This is a genomic window from Acidovorax sp. JMULE5 (assembly GCF_013376875.1).
Classification (GTDB): domain Bacteria; phylum Pseudomonadota; class Gammaproteobacteria; order Burkholderiales; family Burkholderiaceae_C; genus Acidovorax; species Acidovorax facilis.
This window is the reverse complement of the sequence record NZ_CP035951.1, coordinates 1,305,891-1,323,027: the sequence shown is the minus strand read 5'-3', so window position 1 is coordinate 1,323,027 and position 17,137 is coordinate 1,305,891. Positions and strand designations below refer to the sequence as shown.

Below are 17,137 nucleotides of genomic sequence, written 5' to 3'. Positions count from 1 at the left end.
GCGGCATGCGGTATCTGGCTCACACCGCGCTCAGACTCACCCGCTGGGACGTCGCTGGTGCGCGTGCATATCAGCGGGGCGCTGCCGTCAGCACCGCGGCCACTTCTTCTGCCACGCCCCGCACGGTCAGCGGCGCGCAGCCCTCAGCATGGTTGCTGATGGTCACAAAAGCGTTCTGCCCCCGGCGCGTGATGCCTGCTATCACGCTGGCCAGTTCCGCTCGGGTGGGCAGGTCGGGGTGGTGCAGGCGGTCGTAGGGGGCGTACAGGCGTTCCGCCTCTTCATAGCCATAGGGGCCATGCACCGGGTTAAGGTTCCAGCGGCACACCAGGGGGCCTGGCCACAGCGCGCGCAGCATCGGTAGCTGCTGCTGCAGTGGCGGCATCTTGGCGTGCAGGCCCAGGCAGTAGGTGGCACCGGCTTCGCGCAGCACGGCGGCAAAGTCGGGGGTCAGCCATTCGGGGTCGCGCACTTCCACCGCAATCACCCCATCGGGCGCCGTGGGCGCGAGGGCTGGCAGGGCGAGCAGCATGGTGCGCAGGCGCTCCAGCAGCAGCGGCAGGCGGTCCAGCTGCGCCAGCGGCAGCGGGCTGAGCTGGAACACCAGTGCGCCCAGCTTGTGCCCCAGGCCTTGCAGGGCAGGCTCCACACACTCGCTGCGGGCCAGTTCGGGGCTCAAGAATGCTGGATTGGCCTGGCGGCCCCGGCCGTCTTCGCTGCGCACCAGGGCGTCGGTCACCACACTTGGTGCCTTCACCACAAACCGGAAGTCGTCGGGCACCTGCGAGGCGTAGCTTTCGTACTGGCTCACGGTGAGCGGCCGGTAAAAGCTGCGGTCAATGCTCACGGTGCGCATCAGCGGGTGCTGGGCATATACCGCCAGGCCTTGCTTGGACAGTTGCGTGTCGGAATGTTCGCCCTCCCACACCAGGCCTTTCCAGCCGGGGTAGGTCCAGCTGGAGGTGCCCAGGCGCAACTGCCGGGGCAAGGCGGCGGCCAGGGCGGTGAGCGCATCGTCGTGCGCCATGGCGGTTACCTGGCTGGAGCGCTTGCGCGGGGCAGGCGGCGCGGCGTGTTCTGCGGCTTCGGGCGCATCGGCTTTGGACGGCCGGGTGGAATGCCGCGAAGGCACAGGAGGTGTTGGGGCTTCGGGGCTGCCGAACAGGTCGTCTTGCATGCGGCGGGCTGGGCGGGTGGGCAAAGAGACGGATGCGCGGGGTCACAACCCCGAGAACAACCCGCCCTCGTTCAGCAGCTCGTACGTGATCTCCGGCCGCTGGTCCATGCCCTTCTTGATGGCTGCCGGAATCGCTTGGCGTGTCTTGCGGCACAGGCCGCGCTGCTCGTGGACCAGGATGGTGATGCCGCGCAGGGTGCGCACTTCGTTGGGGCTGGGGGCAATGGTCAGCCGCAGGCCCAGCTGCTGCTCCATGCGCTCCTGCAAACGCCGCAGGTCGCTCAGGCTGGTGATGTTCTCCAGCCGCTGCAGCAACTTCTTTTCTTCAGCCTGGGTGAGCTGCAGGATGCGTGCCTCCAGCACGGCATCGGGGGATTGCAGCAGGGCATCCCGGTCGCAGACACAGGCGCCGGGCGGGCATTCTGTGCGGATGGGGAAGGGCAGGGGCTGCATGAAGGGGCGATCTTGAAGGCTGGAGCATTCTAGACAGCCCACCCCGCCCTCTTGGCAAGGCCGGTTGTTCCCACGGGTTGTTACCAATAGTGCCTGTGGCAAACTCCCGCGCTTCGCGTTTTTGTTTGTTCGTTTGTTTGACCGAGTCTCAGAGAGTTTGCCCACACATGCAGCAGATCATCCGGCAGTTGGCCGCAGAAATCAGGGTTAGTGAACAACAGGTGCGCGCAGCGGTGGAGCTGCTGGACGGGGGCGCCACGGTGCCCTTTATCGCGCGCTACCGCAAGGAAGTCACCGGTGGGCTGGACGATATCCAGCTGCGCGAGCTGGAAGCCCGCCTGTCTTACCTGCGCGAGCTGGACGACCGCCGCGCTGCGGTGCTCAAGAGCATTGACGAGCAGGGCAAGCTGACCGATGCGCTGCGTGCTGCCATTGCCGCCGCGCCGACCAAGCAGGAGTTGGAAGACATCTACCTGCCGTTCAAGCAAAAGCGCCGCACCAAGGGCCAGATGGCCCGCGAGTTCGGCATCGAGCCGCTGGCTGACAAGCTCTTTGCCGACCCCACGCTGGACCCTGCCGTGGAGGCTGCCGCCTTCACCAAGCCGCCCGAGGTGCTGGACGATGGCAAGACGGGCGCGGACTTTTCGACCGTGCCCGCAGTGCTGGACGGCGTGCGCGACATCCTTTCCGAACGCTGGGCCGAAGACCCGGCACTGGTGCAAAACCTGCGCGAATGGCTGTGGGCCGAGGGGCTGCTGCGCAGCAAGAAGGTCGAGTCCAAGAACGAGAACGACCCCGAGGTCTCCAAGTTCCGCGACTACTTTGAATACGACGAACCCATCGGCCGCGTGCCTTCGCACCGCGCGCTGGCGGTGTTCCGGGGCCGGGGCCTGGAGATTCTGGAGGCCAAGCTGGTGCTGCCCGTGGAGCCCGAACCCGGCAAGCCCAGCATGGCCGAAGGCAAGATTGCCCTGCACCTGGGCTGGAGCCACCAGGGCCGCAAAGCCGATGACCTGATCCGCAAGTGTGTGGCCTGGACCTGGCGCGTGAAGCTCAGCCTGTCAACCGAGCGCGACCTGTTCGCCCGCCTGCGCGACGACGCTGAAAAAGTCGCCATCAAGGTGTTTGCCGATAACCTGCGCGACCTGCTGCTGGCCGCGCCGGCTGGGCCGCGTGTGGTAATGGGCCTGGACCCTGGCATCCGCACCGGTGTGAAGGTGGCCGTGGTGGATGCCACCGGCAAGCTGGTGGAGACGGCCACGGTGTACCCGCACGAGCCGCGCCGCGATTGGGAGGGCTCGCTGCACACCCTGGCCAAGCTGGCCGAGAAGCACGGCGTGAACCTGATTGCGATTGGCAACGGCACGGCCAGCCGCGAGACCGACAAGCTGGCCGCCGACCTGATCAAGCTGGCGGCCAAGGTGGACTGCGTGATTGAAAAGGTGGTGGTGAGCGAGGCCGGTGCTTCGGTCTACAGCGCCAGCGAATACGCCTCGCAAGAGATGCCCGATGTGGACGTGAGCTTGCGTGGCGCGGCCTCCATCGCCCGCCGCTTGCAGGACCCGCTGGCCGAGCTGGTCAAGATCGACCCCAAGAGCATTGGCGTGGGCCAGTACCAGCACGACGTGAACCAAAGCGAGCTGGCGCGCACGCTGGGAACGGTGGTGGAAGACTGCGTGAACTCCGTGGGCGTGGACCTGAACACGGCCAGCGTGCCCTTGCTCAGCCGTGTGTCGGGCCTGTCGAGCAGCGTGGCCAAGGCGGTGGTGCGCTGGCGTGAGGCCAATGGCGCGTTCAAGAGCCGCAAGCAGCTCATGGACGTGGCCGGCCTGGGCGCCAAGACGTTTGAGCAGAGCGCGGGCTTTTTGCGCATCCGGGGTGGCGACAACCCGCTGGACATGACCGGCGTGCACCCCGAGACCTACCCCGTGGTCGAGCAGATCATGGAGAAAACGGGCAAGCCCGTGGCCGAGATCATGGGCCGCGCCGACATGCTCAAGACCCTCAAGCCCGAGTTGTTCGCCAACGAAAAATTCGGTGTCATCACCGTCAAGGACATCCTGGCCGAGCTGGAAAAGCCCGGCCGCGACCCGCGTCCGGACTTCAAGGTGGCGCGCTTCAACGATGGGGTGGAAGACATCAAGGACCTGAAGGAAGGCATGATCCTGGAGGGCACCGTGAGCAACGTGGCCCAGTTTGGCGCCTTCATCGACCTGGGCGTGCACCAGGATGGCCTGGTGCACGTGAGCCAGCTGGCGCACAAGTTTGTGAACGATGCGCGCGAAGTGGTCAAGACCGGCGACATCGTCAAGGTCAAGGTCATGGAGGTGGACGTGGAGCGCAAGCGCATCGGCCTGTCGATGAAGCTGGGCGACGCGCCACCGCGCCAGGGCGGCGACCGGGGTGCACCCCGCGACAACCGCTTTGAGGGGGCTGGCCGGGGCTATGCACAACCCCAGCGCCGTGCGCCCGAGCCCGTGCAACAGTCGGCCATGGCGTCGGCATTTGCCAAGTTGCAACAGGCCAAGGGCCGTTGACGGATTGCGGCGGGATGGCCTGGGTTTGCGGCAGGTTGGGGGCCATAATCGCCAGCAACCCCAACTCTGGTGCATGACCCCATGGAGCTGAACGCACTGCTGGCCCAACCCGTAGCTCTGCCCAGCCTTCCGCGCACGGTGGCATTGCTGATGAGCGAGCTGGCGCATGAAGAGCCCAGCCTGCGGCGTCTGAACCAGCTTTTCGGCACCGATCCGGCCCTGGCCGGGCGGCTGCTGGAGCTGGCCAATTCCCACACCTTCCAGGTACCGCGCCAGATTGCCGGCATCCCCGAGGCACTGGCACTGCTGGGTATTGCCCAGGTTCGCACATTGGTCACGTCGGCACCGCTGGGCACCGCGTCGCGCTCGGTGCCCGGCGTGCACATGCAGCAATTCTGGCGCTACAGCCTCAACACGGCCAAGCTGGCACGGTCGCTGGCGGGCATCGTGCACCAGAACCAGACCGCTGCGTACACCACCGGCCTGCTGCACGCGTTGGGCGAGCTGGTGATTCACCTGGCCGACCCGGACAAAGCCCAGTCGGTCAACACACTGGTGGCCCCGTTTGACCTGCGGCGCGGCAAGATCGAGCAGCGCATCTTTGGCTACTGCTATGGCCATGTGACGGCCGGGCTGGCACGCCGCTGGCGTTTGCCCGAGGTGGTGGTGGATGCCCTGCACCACCAGAGCGCGCCGTTTGACAACAATGCCTACGAGCCCCTCGCGGGCGTGATCCACCTTGCGTCCTGGCGCGCCCGAGCGCGCGAGGCAGAACTGGGCGAAAAGGAACTGGCCGTGTCGTTCCCCGGCGAAGTGGGTTTGGCCCTGGGGCTGGACATCGACATGGTGCTGCAGCAAGACCCTATCGACTGGACTGCGAAGCCTGAGGCTGCTGATTACGTGGTGTGAGAGCTGGTTTTGAGCCGCCTTGCGGCTTTGCGAAAATGCCGCCCATGAAAGCCCTGCGCATCCATGCCGGCCCCCGCGCCCGCCAACACCTTCAAAACCACGGGCTGCAGCCCGGCGATGTGGGCGTGATCCCTGCGGCGGCAGGGGGCCCCAAGGGCCTGATCCTGGGTCCGCTGGACCGTTTCATCTTTGGGGAGTGGCTGCCCCAGTCCAGCCAGCCGGTGCACCTGGTGGGCGCCTCGATAGGCGCCTGGCGCATGGCCACGGCCTGCCTGCAACAGTCGGTGGCGGCTTTTGAGCGGCTGGAGCACGACTACATCCACCAGCACTACGACCTTCCGCCGGGCAAGAAGCGCCCCACGGCCGCGCATGTGAGCGAGCGGTTTGGGCAGAACCTGCAGGCGTTCTATGGTGGGCGCATCGACGAGGTGCTGAGCCACCCGCGCTACCGCCTGCATATCGTCACCTCGCGCGGGCGGCACCTGCTGGGGCGCGAGCACCGCGTGGCCACGCCGCTGGGCTATCTGGGCGCGTTTCTGACGAACACGGTGCACCGCAAGGCGATGGGGGCGTGGCTGGAACGGGTGGTGTTTTCCTCGTCCGATGCGGCCATGGCCGATGGTGTTGGTGTGAGCGTTGGTGCTGCGTGCGCTGCATTGCCGTTTGGCACCTCGGACTACCGCACGCGCCAGGTGCTGCTGCACGGCGGCAACTTCATGCCAGCGCTGCAAGCCAGCTGCTCGATCCCGTTTGTGCTGCAGGCCGTGCACAACATTCCGGGTGCGCCCCGTGGAGCGTATTGGGACGGGGGCATCACCGACTACCACCTGCACCTGGCCTACGGCCAACAATCACAGAATGCTATTGAATTAATAGCAGGCAGCGCTTATCCAACAAGCGCTGGCGGCCAAAAACCCTCAGATTCTGGCCCGACTGCCTCGCCCGGCCTGGTGCTGTACCCGCATTTCCAGCACCAGGTGGTGCCCGGCTGGCTCGACAAGGGGCTCAAGTGGCGCCACCGTTCCACCCCGGCGCTGGACAACATGATGGTGCTGTCGCCCAGCCCCGACTGGGTGCGCTCCTTGCCCAACGCCAAGCTGCCCGACCGTAACGATTTCACCCACTACGGCACCGACAGCGCCGCGCGTGCCAAGGCCTGGCTTGCGGCTACGCGGGCCAGCCAGCAGCTGGTGGACGAGTGGCAGGCGTGGCTGGCGCGGCCCGACATGAACGCAGTGCAACCGCTGTAGTGCTCAGGTTGAGGCAGGCCGCCGCGCCGCCTCCTGCACCGCCCGGGCCGCATGGCGAGCAGCGTGCTCCCGGGCCCAGGTCAGCACCTCGTGCGCAGGCATGGGCCGTGCAATGCCAAAGCCCTGGGCGCGCTCGCAGCCCAGCTCCAGCAGCTTGGCGCATTGCTCGGCGGTTTCTACGCCCTCGGCCACCACATGCCGGTGGAAGGCGGCGGCCAACGCGACGATGGCGCTCACGAGTGTGAGGTCGTCGCCGTCTTCCAGAATGCCGCGCACGAACGACTGGTCGATCTTGATGGTTTCGGCGGGCAGGCGCTTCAGGTAAGACAGCGAGGAGAAGCCGGTGCCGAAGTCGTCCAGCGCAAAACGCACGCCCAGAGCCTGGCAGCTTTGCATCATGTGGCGCATGTACTGCATGTCTTGCAGGGCCGCAGATTCGAGGATTTCCAGCTCCAGGCGGGTGGGCGACACCTCGGGGCAGGTGTGCAGGATGTCCTTGAGCCGCTCCACAAAATTGGCCCGGTGAAAGTGGGGCGCGGAGATGTTCACGCTCACCTCCCACAGCATGCCGGCGTCCGTCCACTGCCGCATCTGGGCCAGCGCCTGGCGCAGCACCCATTCGCCCACTTCCACCTCCAGCTCGGCATCCTCGATCAGGGGCAGCACATGCTGCGGGCCCAGCAGGCCCTGCTCGGGGTGTTGCCAGCGCAGCAGGGCCTCCAGCCCCAGGATTTCGCCGGTGCGCAGGTTCACCTTGGGCTGGTAGTGCAGCACCAGCTCGCCCGCGTGCAGCGCCTGGGCCACGCGGGTCTGGCGCGTGTGCTGGGTCTGCACGGCGTGGTCCAGCTGCACGTCGAACACATGCATCTGGTTGCGGCCGAAGCCCTTGGCCTGGCACATAGCCTGGTCGGCGTGGCGCAGCAGGGTGTCGGGGTTGGCGTCGTCTTGTGGAAACACGGCCACGCCCACACTCACGGTGGTGTGCAGCACCCGGTCATCGATGGCGTAGGGGGCGGCCAGCTGCTGCATGAGCACGTCCACGCGCGCCTCGATGGCGGGCACGTCGGGCAGCTCGCCCAGCAGCAGCACAAACTCGTCGCCCCCCATGCGCGCCACGGCGTCCTGCGGCGTGATAAAGGCGCCCAGGCGCCGCGCGGTTTCCTTGAGCAGGCGGTCGCCCACGCGGTTGCCGTGGGCGTCGTTCACGGTCTGGAAATGGTCCAGGTCGAGCATGCACACCGCCAGCAGCAGCCCTTTTTGCCGCGCCACGAAGATGGCATGGGTCAGCCGCTCGGCCAGGGCGGCGCGGTTGTACAACCCGGTGAGCGGATCGTGCCGCGCGTGCCATGAAATCTGGTGGCGCAGGTTGCGGGTTTCGGTCACGTCGCGGAACACCAGCACGCAGCCCGCGGCCGTGCCATCGCCCTGGCGGATTGCTGACGCGGTGTACTCGATGGCGTAGCGTTCGCCCGAGCGGTGGATCAGCACCTCGTGCGTGACCGGCTGCAGGGCGCCGGGCACGGTGTCCCGCTCGGCCGCAGAACTGGCGTTGCGGCTGGCAAGCTCTTCATACAGGCGAAACACATCGTCCAACTGCCGCCCCAGCGCTTGGTCGGCGGTGAAGCCGGTCATGAGCTGTGCGGCCTCGTTGATGGTTTCTATGCAGCCCGAGGGGTCGGTGGTGATCACCCCGTCGCCGATGGAGGCGAGCGTGACCTCGGCGCGTTCCTTCTCGGCGCGAAGGGCCTCCTGGGCGCGTTTGCGTTCGGTCACATCCACCAGGGTGCCAATGGTGCCGGCCAGCGTGCCCCGGGTGGTCGTGAACGGGGCCTCGTAGTAGGCCATGTCCCTTGGGGGCTGGTGGTTGGCGGGGTGCACGCGGATCTCGTTGTCCTGCGCCTGGGCGATCTGGGTGGAGCGCTCGGGCGACAGCTCCTGGGGGTACGCGGGTGTCGAGGCCTGAGCGCTGCCAGCACCGGCAGGGGCATGAAAAAGCCGCTGCCAGGCGCAGTTGACTTCGAGGGTGACACCCTTCGCATCCCGCACGAACACCGGCAGGGGCAGGGCGTCGATCAGCTGGCGTGTGAAGTGCAGTTGTTCGCTTTGCTGCTGCTGGGTTTCGCGCAGCGACAGCACCAGCGACTGGACCTTGCCCGCCATGTCATTGAAGGTGGCCGCCATGGCGCGCGATTCGAGCGTGCCCGTCACCTCCATGCGCGTGTCCAGGCGGCCCTGGCGGAACGCATCGGTGGCTTCTGCCAGGCGGCGCAGCATGCGGGCATTGGCCCGCAGCAGCAGGGTGAGCAGCAGCAGGATGGTGAAAATGTTGAGGGCCGAGATGCGCAACTGCACCACCACCGTGCTCCAGACCTGGCCGACGAGGGGGGCCGCCTGCAGCGTCACCGTCAGGCGCCCGGAGGCCCCGCCGCCGGACAACGCCTGGCTGAACTGCTGCGAGGGCGGAGCGATGTTGACCCATTGGGCAAACCAGTCTGGCGCGGTGGCGGGCAGGCGGGGCGCCCGGGCTTCGGTCGCGGGCTCGTTGTCCACCTGCCATTTCAGCGAATGGATGCCCCGCCCGAAGCTGGCAATCCCTTCGCTGAGCAGCGTGGCCTGGGCCTGCCGGTCCGAGGCGGGCAGGGCCACCAGCGACGGCAGCAGCGCATCGCCCGCACGGCGCAGTTCGGTGGCGGCATGGCGGCGCGCCTCGTCGGTTTCTGTGGCCACCAGGTAGTGGTAGCGCACCGTGCTGACCAGCACGATGATCAGCACGATAGGCACATACAGCCGGGGATAGGTGCCCCGCAGGAGCCAGGTGCTGAGATTTCCGGTGCGCATCGACAGTGGCCCTCCCCCCAAGGGCCTGTTCAAAGTCTCCGGGCAGTGCCAGAACGACATTGAACTGGCTCTCCACCAGGGTAATGAATTGTTAATTAATTGTTGACGAGTCGGAGTCTAGCGCGTAGCGAATCGCGTGAGATGGGTTTGGACAGCGCAATCCCGCAGGAGCGGTCACGGCAGGAAGGCTTCTATATGCGTTGGAGGCGGCGGCGCGCAGGCGCTGTGGCGCCGCCGCAGAGAGATCACCAATACGCTTTGGGCAGGCTCTTACAGCGACTGCGTCAGCATGTCGCGGTATTCCTCGGGCGTGGCAATGCGCGGGTTGGTCTTGTGGCAGTGATCGGCCATGGCGCCCTTGATGATGTCTTCGAACAGGGCTTCGGTCACCCCCATGGCCGCCAGGCCCGTGGGCAGGCCCAGGCGGGCGTTCATGTCGCGGATGGCCTCGGGGATGTCGCCCGCGCTGGCCAGGCCCATGGCGTGTGCCATGCGTTCCAGGCGCTTTTCCTTCTGCACCGATTCGGCCGTAGCGTTAAAGCGGATCACTGCGGGCAGGAACATGGCATTGAGCGTGCCGTGGTGCAGGCGCGGGTTCACGCCGCCCAGGCTGTGGCTGAGCGAATGCACCGCGCCCAGGCCCTTCTGGAAGGCCATGGCGCCCTGCATGCTGGCGCTCATCATGTGCAGGCGCGCGTCGCGGTCGCTGCCGTTTTGGGTGGCCTGCTCGATGTTCGCCCAGCCGCGCGTGAGGCCGTCGAGCGCAATGCCGTCGGCGGGTGGGTTGAAGGCGGCGGACATGAAGGTTTCCATGCAGTGCGCAATCGCGTCCATGCCCGTGGCGGCCGTGAGCGTGGGGGGCAGGCCCAGCGTGAGTTCGGGGTCGCAGATGGCCGTCTTGGGCACCAGGTGCCACGAGTGAAAGCCCAGCTTGCGGTGGTCATCCACGATGATGATGGCGCCGCGCGCCACCTCGCTGCCCGTGCCGCTGGTGGTGGGCACGGCGATCAGCGGTGCGGCGCGCTCGGTGATGCGGGGTGAGCCGCCTTCGATGGTGGCGTAGTGGGTGAGGGGACCTTCGTGCGTGGCGGCAATCGCAATGCCCTTGGCGCAGTCGATGGCCGAGCCGCCGCCCACGGCGATCAGGCCGTCGCAGCCTTGCGCCTTGTACATCTCTACTGCAGCGCGCACGGCGGCTTCGGTGGGGTTGGACGGGGTCTGGTCAAACACGGCCACCGTCATGTCTGGCAGCGCATCGAGCGCCTTTTGCAGCACGCCTGCGGCCTTCACGCCAGGGTCCGTCACGATCAAAGGGCGGGTGATGCCCACGCGCTCGCATTCCTGCTTGAGCAGTTGGACAGCGCCGAATTCAAACTGGATCTGGGTGACGTAGTAGATGAAAGCCATGGTGCAACAGGATGTGTGAATGGGAGTGCCAGCGATTACGATAGCCCGCCAGCCCTTGATACGGGTTCTGAGCCCACTTTATAAGGAGGAGACAGCCGTGAAAACGAAGCAAACCCTGATGGCGACCCTGGTGGCCGTCACATCTGTGACAAGCGCACAGGCCCAATGCCTGACCGATGCGCAGGCTGCCGATATGGTGGCCAACTATGTGGCCAAGACCCCGGCCGCCAACCCCGAGAACCTCACTGACGCCGACGGCGCCTGTACACGCGGCAAGGTCAACGCATTGCTGGCTCAGCGCATGGGCAAGGTGATTGGCTACAAGGCGGGCCTGACCAACCCCGCTGTGCAAAAGCGCTTCAACACCGACAAACCCGTGTGGGGCAAGCTCTACGAAGGCATGGTGCTGCCCAGTGGCGCCACGGTGGATGCTGCCTTCGGTGCCCGCCCCCTGTACGAGGCCGACATGCTGGTCCGCGTGAAAAGCGCCGCCATCAACCAGGCCAAGACCCCCATGGACGTGCTGGATGCCGTGGACCAGATCATCCCGTTCATGGAATTGCCCGACCTGATGGTGCAGGCGCCGCCCAAGCTCAATGGCGCAGGCGTGACGGCCATCAACGTGGGCGCGCGCCTGGGTGTGGCGGGTACGCCCATTGCGGTGCCAGCCTATCGCGGCGAGCGTTTTGCCATGCTGAAGGCGCTGGCCGACATGAACGTATCGCTGACCGATGGTGCGGGCGCGCGCCTGGGCGGTGGCAAGGGCAGCGACATCCTGGAGCATCCGCTCAATGCCGTGGTATGGCTGGCGGGCGCGCTGGCGCAAGAAGGCCTGGCCATGCAGCCGGGCGATCTGATCAGCCTGGGCTCGTTCTCGCCCCTGCTGCCGCCCAAGGCCGGTTTGTCGGTGACGGCCACCTACGACGGCCTGCCCGGCGCCGCGCCGGTGCGCGTGACCTTCAAATAAGCGAACCCTGACCTTGCCCGCATGGTGCAGGCTGTTCCCCTGTTGCCGAGACCCTGACCGTTGACCGATCTGCACATCCACCACACCCGTCTCACCCCCCAGATGCGCAGCGTTCTCGAACGCATGGCCCGCGCGGGGCACCCACCGCTGCACACGCGCACGCCGCAGGAGGCACGCATCGCCTACCAGGCGGGCGCCGACGTGCTGGAGGTGCCCAAGGCCGCACTGGCGAGGGTGGAGGACCTGCAGATCCCGGCCCGCGACGGCGCCATGCTGCCCGCACGGCTGTATGCGCCCAGCACCGACGCGGGCCTGCCCATGCTGCTGTACACGCATGGCGGGGGCTTCACCATCGGCAACATTGCCACGCACGACATCCTGTGCCGCGAACTGGCGCGATTGGGCGGCTTGATGGTCGTGTCGCTGGACTACCGGCTGGCGCCGGAGCACCGCTTTCCCACGGCCAGCAACGATGCGTGGGACGCGCTGCAGTGGCTGTCTGCCAACGCTGAGCGCCTGGGGGCCGACTCCCAGCGGCTGGCCGTGGGCGGCGACAGCGCGGGCGGTACGCTGGCCGCCGTCAACGCCATCCTGGCGCGCGATGCGGGCCTGCCGCTGGCGCTGCAACTGCTGATCTACCCCGGCTGTGCAGCGCACCAGGACACGCCTTCGCACACCACCTTCGCGCGCGGCCTGGTGCTGGAAGAGCCTGCCATCAGCTGGTTCTTCGGCAACTACGTGCAAAGCCGCGCCGAGCGCGAAGACTGGCGCTTTGCCCCGCTGCATGCCCCGGATGTCGATGGTGTGGCCCCCGTCTGGATCGGTCTGGCAGAGTGTGACCCGCTGGTGGACGAAGGCATAGCCTACGCCGACAAGCTGCGCCTGGCAGGCGTGCAAGTGGACCTGGACATCTACCGGGGCGTGACCCACGAATTCATCAAGATGGGCCGCGCCATCCCCGAGGCGCGCAAGGCCCATGCCGACGCAGCCCGGGCGCTGCGATTGGCCTTTGGAATGGAGTGAAGACAACATGCAACGCAACGAATTCCGCTGTTTCCACCGCCTGCGCGTGCGCTGGGCCGAGGTGGACATGCAAAAGATCGTGTTCAACGCGCACTACCTCATGTATATCGACACGGCCATGAGCGACTACTGGCGCGCGCTGGGCCTGCCCTACGAGGCGAGCATGCATGTGCTGGGCGGTGAGATGTATGTGAAGAAGGCCACGGTGGAATACCACGCCTCTGCGCGGCTCGATGACACGCTGGATGTGGGCCTGCGCTGCACGCGCATCGGCAACTCATCCTGCCTTTTCACGGCAGGCATTTTCTGTGGCGACCGGTTGCTGATCTCGGCTGAGCTGGTCTATGTGTTTGCCGACCCGGCCACGCAGACCTCGCGCCCGGTGCCACCCGCGCTGCGTGCCATCTTCGAGGGCTTTGAGGCCGGTGCCGACATGGCCGAGGTGCGCACGGGCGACTGGAACACCCTGGGCCGCGATGCAGGCCGTGTGCGCACGGAGGTGTTTGTGCACGAGCAGGGCATTCCCGCCGAAATCGAAGCCGATGTGCACGACATCTCGGCCCGCCATGCCGTGCTCTACAACCGGCTGGGCATGCCCATTGCTGCAGGCCGCTTGCTGCAGCAGTCACCGGGTGTGGGCCGCATCGGCCGCATGGCCGTGGATCGCTCGGTGCGTGGTGCGCAGTGGGGGCGGCAGTTGCTGGATGCGCTGGTCGCCGCCGCCCGCGCCCGGGGCGACACGGAGGTGCAATTGCACGCCCAGCGCAGCGCTGAGGGCTTTTACCGCCGCGCCGGTTTCTCCGTGGTGGGTGAGCCTTACGAAGAGGCTGGCATTGCGCACATTGCCATGGCGCAGCGGTTGTAGTCGATTTTGCTATTAAAAAATGAGCTGCTTGCGCTTGTTGGATAAGCGCTGGAGCCCATTTTTATTCAAATATCTTCGAGCAGCGCGTAGGGCAGCGGCAGCAGGGCCAGCGCTACGCCGTCCGTGGCACCCACCTGCAGGCTGCCTTCCTGCGCGGCGCTGATCTGCAGCGACACGATGGTGTCGAACCCGCCGCTCGGCGCAGAAGCCACCTGCACCACGGTGCCGCAGGGCTGTTCCAGGTCTGCCGTGTTGAACACTTCGGCTCCCACTGCCACTTCGGCTGCCGCATGGGCGATGTAGGCCCTGCGCTTGAGCGTGCCCCGGAACTGGCTGCGCGCAACCACTTCCTGGCCGGGGTAGCAGCCCTTCTTGAAGTTCACGCCACCCACGGATTCATAGTTCAGCATCTGGGGCACAAAGGCCTCGACCACGGGCGTGGTCAGGGTTGCCACGCCGCTCTTCACCTCGCTCCAGAGCCACAGCGCGGCGTCCAGCGCGGGGCCTGCGGGGGCCGGGTCAACGGCAGGGGCCACCCACAGGGCCCGGGGCTGGCCATCGGCGGGGTACAGGTGGACCACCGACGCGGTGCCGATATCGGCCTTGGTCCAGGCGGGCTGGCTGCCGTCGGGCACGGTGTTTCCGGCCAGACCGTACAGGGCAAAGTCGTTGGTGGCGTCGGTCAGCTTGGCCTTGGCGCGCAATACAAACATCGACAGGCGCTTGAGCGTGGGGGGCAGCAGGTCGCGGCTGCACACCAGCAGCACCTCGGTAGCGCTGCGCTTGAAGCCGATGAAGCTGGCCTGCATGCGGCCCTTGGCCGACAAAAAGGCTGCGAGGCGGGCCTGGTCCATGCCCAGCAGGGCGAAATCCTGGGTGAGCTGGCCGTGCAGAAACTTGGCGGCGTCTTCGCCTTCCACGCGAATCACGCCCAGGTGGGACAGGGGGGCAATGCCGTTCAGGGGGTAAGTCATCGCTGAATTATGATGCCCTGTTTCATACACACAGACGGCAGGGTTGTGCGACGTTTACTGGCTTTGATTGCGTTGGTTTTGATCGCATCCGGTGGTGCGGCTTTTTGGTGGCTGCACCAGCCGCTGGTGACCGGCAGCGAGCCTCTGGAGCTGGCCATCGAGCCCGGCACCACACCCCGGGGCGTCGCACGTGATGTGGTGGCTGCAGGCGCGCGTGTGGATGCCCGCATGCTCTACGCCTGGTTCCGCTTCTCGGGCCAGGACCGCGCCATCAAGGCCGGCAACTATGAAATCCCCCCCGGCACCACGCCCCGCAGCCTGCTGCAAAAGCTGGTGCGCGGCGAAGAGAGCCTGCGCGCCATCACCCTGGTCGAGGGCTGGAACTGGCGCCAGGTGCGCCAGGCGCTGGCCAAGGAGGATCAGCTTAAGCGCGATGTCGCCACGCTGACTGACGAAGCGCTGATGGCCCAGCTGGGCCGCCCCGGCGTGCCACCCGAGGGGCGCTTCTTTCCGGACACCTACACCTACGCCAAAGGCTCCAGCGACATCGCTGTGTTGCGCCGGGCGATGCATGCCATGGACCGCCGCCTCGAAGCCGCCTGGGCGCAGCGCGCGGCGGACACACCCCTCAAGTCGGCCGAAGATGCCCTGATTCTGGCCAGCATCGTGGAGAAGGAAACGGGCAGGGCCAGCGACCGGGGCCAGATTGCGGGCGTGTTTGCCAACCGGCTGCGCGTGGGCATGCTGCTGCAGACCGACCCCACGGTGATCTACGGCCTGGGCGAGAAGTTTGATGGCAACCTGCGCCGCCGCGACCTGCAGACGGACACGCCCTGGAACACCTACACCCGCGCAGGCCTGCCGCCCACTCCCATTGCCATGCCCGGCAAGGCGTCGCTGCTGGCCGCCGTGCAGCCGGACGCCACGCGCGCCCTGTACTTTGTGGCCAAGGGCGATGGCGCCAGCCACTTCAGCACGTCGCTGGAGGAGCACAACCGTGCCGTCAACCGCTACCAGCGCGGCCAGCAGTAGATTCTTCCACCAAGGTTTTCATGTCACGACCCGGTCTGTTCATCACCTTTGAAGGCATCGACGGTGCGGGCAAGTCCTCGCACATCGAGGGGCTGGCCACTGCCTTTCGGGCACAGGGCCGTGCTGTCACCGTCAGCCGCGAGCCAGGCGGCACGCCGCTGGCCGAAAAACTGCGCGAGATGGTCCTCAACGACCCGATGGATGCGCTCACCGAGTCCCTACTGATCTTTGCGGCCCGCCGGGATCACCTGCGCAATGTGATCGAGCCCGCCCTGGCGCGGGGCGACGTGGTGCTGTGCGACCGCTTCACCGATGCCACCTTTGCCTACCAGGGCGCGGGGCGCGGCTTTGATCTTGATGTGCTATCAATATTGGAGCGTCTTGCGCAGACTGGACTTGCGCAAGAGGCAGATTTGATGCGTGAACCCGATCTGACGGTGTGGTTTGACCTGTCGCCGGAAGTGGCTGCAGAACGCCTGGCCGGTGCGCGTGTGCCCGACCGCTTTGAGGCCCAGCCCGTCGAGTTCTTCCGCCGCGTGGCCCAGGGCTATGCCGACCGCGCCGCTGCAGCGCCGCAGCGCTTTGCGCGCCTGGATGCAGCGCAGGATCGCCACCGCGTGTGGCAGCAGCTCACCAGCGTGTTTGTGCGCAAGGGGTGGCTGGCGATCATGGTGGCGTCCCAGGGGGGGGCGCAATGAGCGAGGCCACAGTGGCATTGGCGCCGTGGATTGCCGCGCAGCGCACCAGCCTGCTGGCCCAGCGCGGCCACGCGTGGTTGTTGCAGGGGCCGTCGGGCCTGGGCCAGTACGCCCTGGGTATGGAGCTGGTGCGGGCCTGGTTGTGCGATGCGCCCACAGAGCAGGGCGCGTGCGGCCAATGCAGCAGTTGCCACGCCATCGACGTGCGCACCCACGCCGATCTGTGTGTGCTGATGCCCGAGGTGCAGATGATGGCGCTGGGCTGGCCCTTGTCGGAAAAGGCCCAGGCGGACATCGACGACAAGAAGCGCAAGCCCAGCCGCGAGATCCGCGTGGAAGCCATGCGCGATGCGGTGGAGTTCTCGCAGCGCACCTCGGCGCGCGGCAAAGGCAAGGCGGTGCTGGTGTACCCGGCCGAGCAGATGAACCACATCACGGCCAATGCCTTGCTCAAGACCCTGGAGGAGCCGCCGGGTGACGTGCGCTTTGTACTCGCCAGCGAGGCGGCGCACCAATTGCTGCCCACCATCCGCAGCCGCTGCCTGGGCCACACCATGGTCTGGCCCGCACAGGACCAGATGCTGCAATGGCTGCAAGGGCAGGGCATCGCTGCGGATGCCGCTGTGTCGTTTTTGCGGGCCGCAGGCGGGCGGCCTGACGATGCGTTGGCACTGGCGCGCTCGGGCCGCAGTCCACAAGCCTGGTCGGCCTTGCCGCAGGCGGTGGCCAAGGGCGATGTGACTGCCTTGGGAGACTGGTCGCCCGCGCAGGTGATCGACGCACTGCAAAAACTCTGCCATGACCTGCTGGCGGCCAGCGTAGGCGGCGCGCCGCGCTACTTTGCGCCCGCAGACCTGCCCAAGGCGGTGCCGCCGTTGGGTGCTCTGACCCGCTGGTCGCGCGCACTGGCCAAGGCTGCACGCACGGCGGACCATCCTTTCAATGCTGGCCTCATGCTGGAGGCGCTTGTCGCCCAGGCGCGAAACACCCTACACTCCAAGCACTGA

General features: G+C 66.7%; 14 protein-coding genes. 9 read left to right on the top strand and 5 right to left on the bottom strand.

All coding sequences use genetic code 11. The features are described from left to right. Window positions 1-70: 70 nt before the first annotated feature. Together EXV95_RS05980 and EXV95_RS05975 are read right to left on the bottom strand one after the other, a co-directional pair. Window positions 71-1,177: a DUF72 domain-containing protein gene (locus EXV95_RS05980; protein WP_176886171.1), complete on the bottom strand. Its 1,107-nt coding sequence runs from the start codon at window positions 1,175-1,177 to the stop codon at window positions 71-73. Between the two features lie 42 nt (window positions 1,178-1,219). Then, window positions 1,220-1,630 carry a hypothetical protein gene (locus tag EXV95_RS05975; protein WP_121420358.1) on the bottom strand — a complete coding sequence of 137 codons (411 nt, stop codon included), beginning with the start codon at window positions 1,628-1,630 and terminating at the stop codon, window positions 1,220-1,222. A 167-nt stretch (window positions 1,631-1,797) separates the two neighbouring features. Between EXV95_RS05975 and EXV95_RS05970 the strand changes: the two genes are divergently transcribed. The 3 genes from EXV95_RS05970 (at window position 1,798) to EXV95_RS05960 (ending at window position 6,326) form a co-directional block, all read left to right on the top strand. After that, window positions 1,798-4,167 carry a Tex family protein gene (locus tag EXV95_RS05970; RefSeq protein ID WP_176886170.1) on the top strand — a complete coding sequence of 790 codons (2,370 nt, stop codon included), beginning with the start codon at window positions 1,798-1,800 and terminating at the stop codon, window positions 4,165-4,167. Between the two features lie 81 nt (window positions 4,168-4,248). Continuing rightward, complete coding sequence (locus EXV95_RS05965; RefSeq protein WP_055393979.1) at window positions 4,249-5,076, top strand: HDOD domain-containing protein; 828 nt, start codon at window positions 4,249-4,251, stop codon at window positions 5,074-5,076. 44 nt (window positions 5,077-5,120) lie between these two features. Continuing rightward, the gene (locus EXV95_RS05960; protein ID WP_176886169.1) at window positions 5,121-6,326 is read left to right on the top strand and encodes a phospholipase; all 1,206 of its coding nucleotides are present in this window, start codon (window positions 5,121-5,123) and stop codon (window positions 6,324-6,326) included. 3 nt (window positions 6,327-6,329) lie between these two features. On the opposite strand, the gene EXV95_RS05955 is transcribed toward EXV95_RS05960, so the two are convergent. Beyond that, the gene (locus EXV95_RS05955) at window positions 6,330-9,164 is read right to left on the bottom strand and encodes an EAL domain-containing protein (RefSeq protein WP_176886168.1); all 2,835 of its coding nucleotides are present in this window, start codon (window positions 9,162-9,164) and stop codon (window positions 6,330-6,332) included. Between the two features lie 270 nt (window positions 9,165-9,434). Further along, window positions 9,435-10,571, bottom strand: coding sequence for an iron-containing alcohol dehydrogenase (locus EXV95_RS05950; RefSeq protein WP_176886167.1), 1,137 nt, complete (start codon window positions 10,569-10,571; stop codon window positions 9,435-9,437). A gap of 97 nt (window positions 10,572-10,668) precedes the next feature. Here EXV95_RS05950 and EXV95_RS05945 point away from each other — a divergent pair, with 97 nt between their 5' ends. From EXV95_RS05945 to EXV95_RS05935, 3 genes are all read left to right on the top strand, one after another. Beyond that, complete coding sequence (locus EXV95_RS05945; RefSeq protein WP_176886166.1) at window positions 10,669-11,538, top strand: 2-keto-4-pentenoate hydratase; 870 nt, start codon at window positions 10,669-10,671, stop codon at window positions 11,536-11,538. A 102-nt stretch (window positions 11,539-11,640) separates the two neighbouring features. After that, window positions 11,641-12,561 carry an alpha/beta hydrolase gene (locus EXV95_RS05940; RefSeq protein WP_255485001.1) on the top strand — a complete coding sequence of 307 codons (921 nt, stop codon included), beginning with the start codon at window positions 11,641-11,643 and terminating at the stop codon, window positions 12,559-12,561. Window positions 12,562-12,568: 7 nt separating this feature from the next. Next, window positions 12,569-13,426, top strand: a complete 858-nt coding sequence (locus EXV95_RS05935) for a YbgC/FadM family acyl-CoA thioesterase (RefSeq protein ID WP_176886164.1) — start codon at window positions 12,569-12,571, stop codon at window positions 13,424-13,426. A gap of 65 nt (window positions 13,427-13,491) precedes the next feature. On the opposite strand, the gene EXV95_RS05930 is transcribed toward EXV95_RS05935, so the two are convergent. Continuing rightward, on the bottom strand, window positions 13,492-14,400 hold the full coding sequence (locus EXV95_RS05930; protein WP_176886163.1) for a folate-binding protein YgfZ: 909 nt from the start codon (window positions 14,398-14,400) through the stop codon (window positions 13,492-13,494). Between the two features lie 45 nt (window positions 14,401-14,445). Here EXV95_RS05930 and mltG point away from each other — a divergent pair, with 45 nt between their 5' ends. The 3 genes from mltG to EXV95_RS05915 are packed head-to-tail and all read left to right on the top strand — an operon-like array spanning window position 14,446 to window position 17,137. After that, entirely contained in the window at window positions 14,446-15,432 is a 987-nt protein-coding gene (mltG, locus tag EXV95_RS05925; RefSeq protein ID WP_370460198.1) for an endolytic transglycosylase MltG, read from the top strand. 20 nt (window positions 15,433-15,452) lie between these two features. Further along, entirely contained in the window at window positions 15,453-16,130 is a 678-nt protein-coding gene (tmk, locus tag EXV95_RS05920) for a dTMP kinase (RefSeq protein ID WP_176886161.1), read from the top strand. Next, on the top strand, window positions 16,127-17,137 hold the full coding sequence (locus tag EXV95_RS05915) for a DNA polymerase III subunit delta' (RefSeq protein WP_176886160.1): 1,011 nt from the start codon (window positions 16,127-16,129) through the stop codon (window positions 17,135-17,137). Before tmk ends, EXV95_RS05915 begins: the two co-directional genes overlap by 4 nt.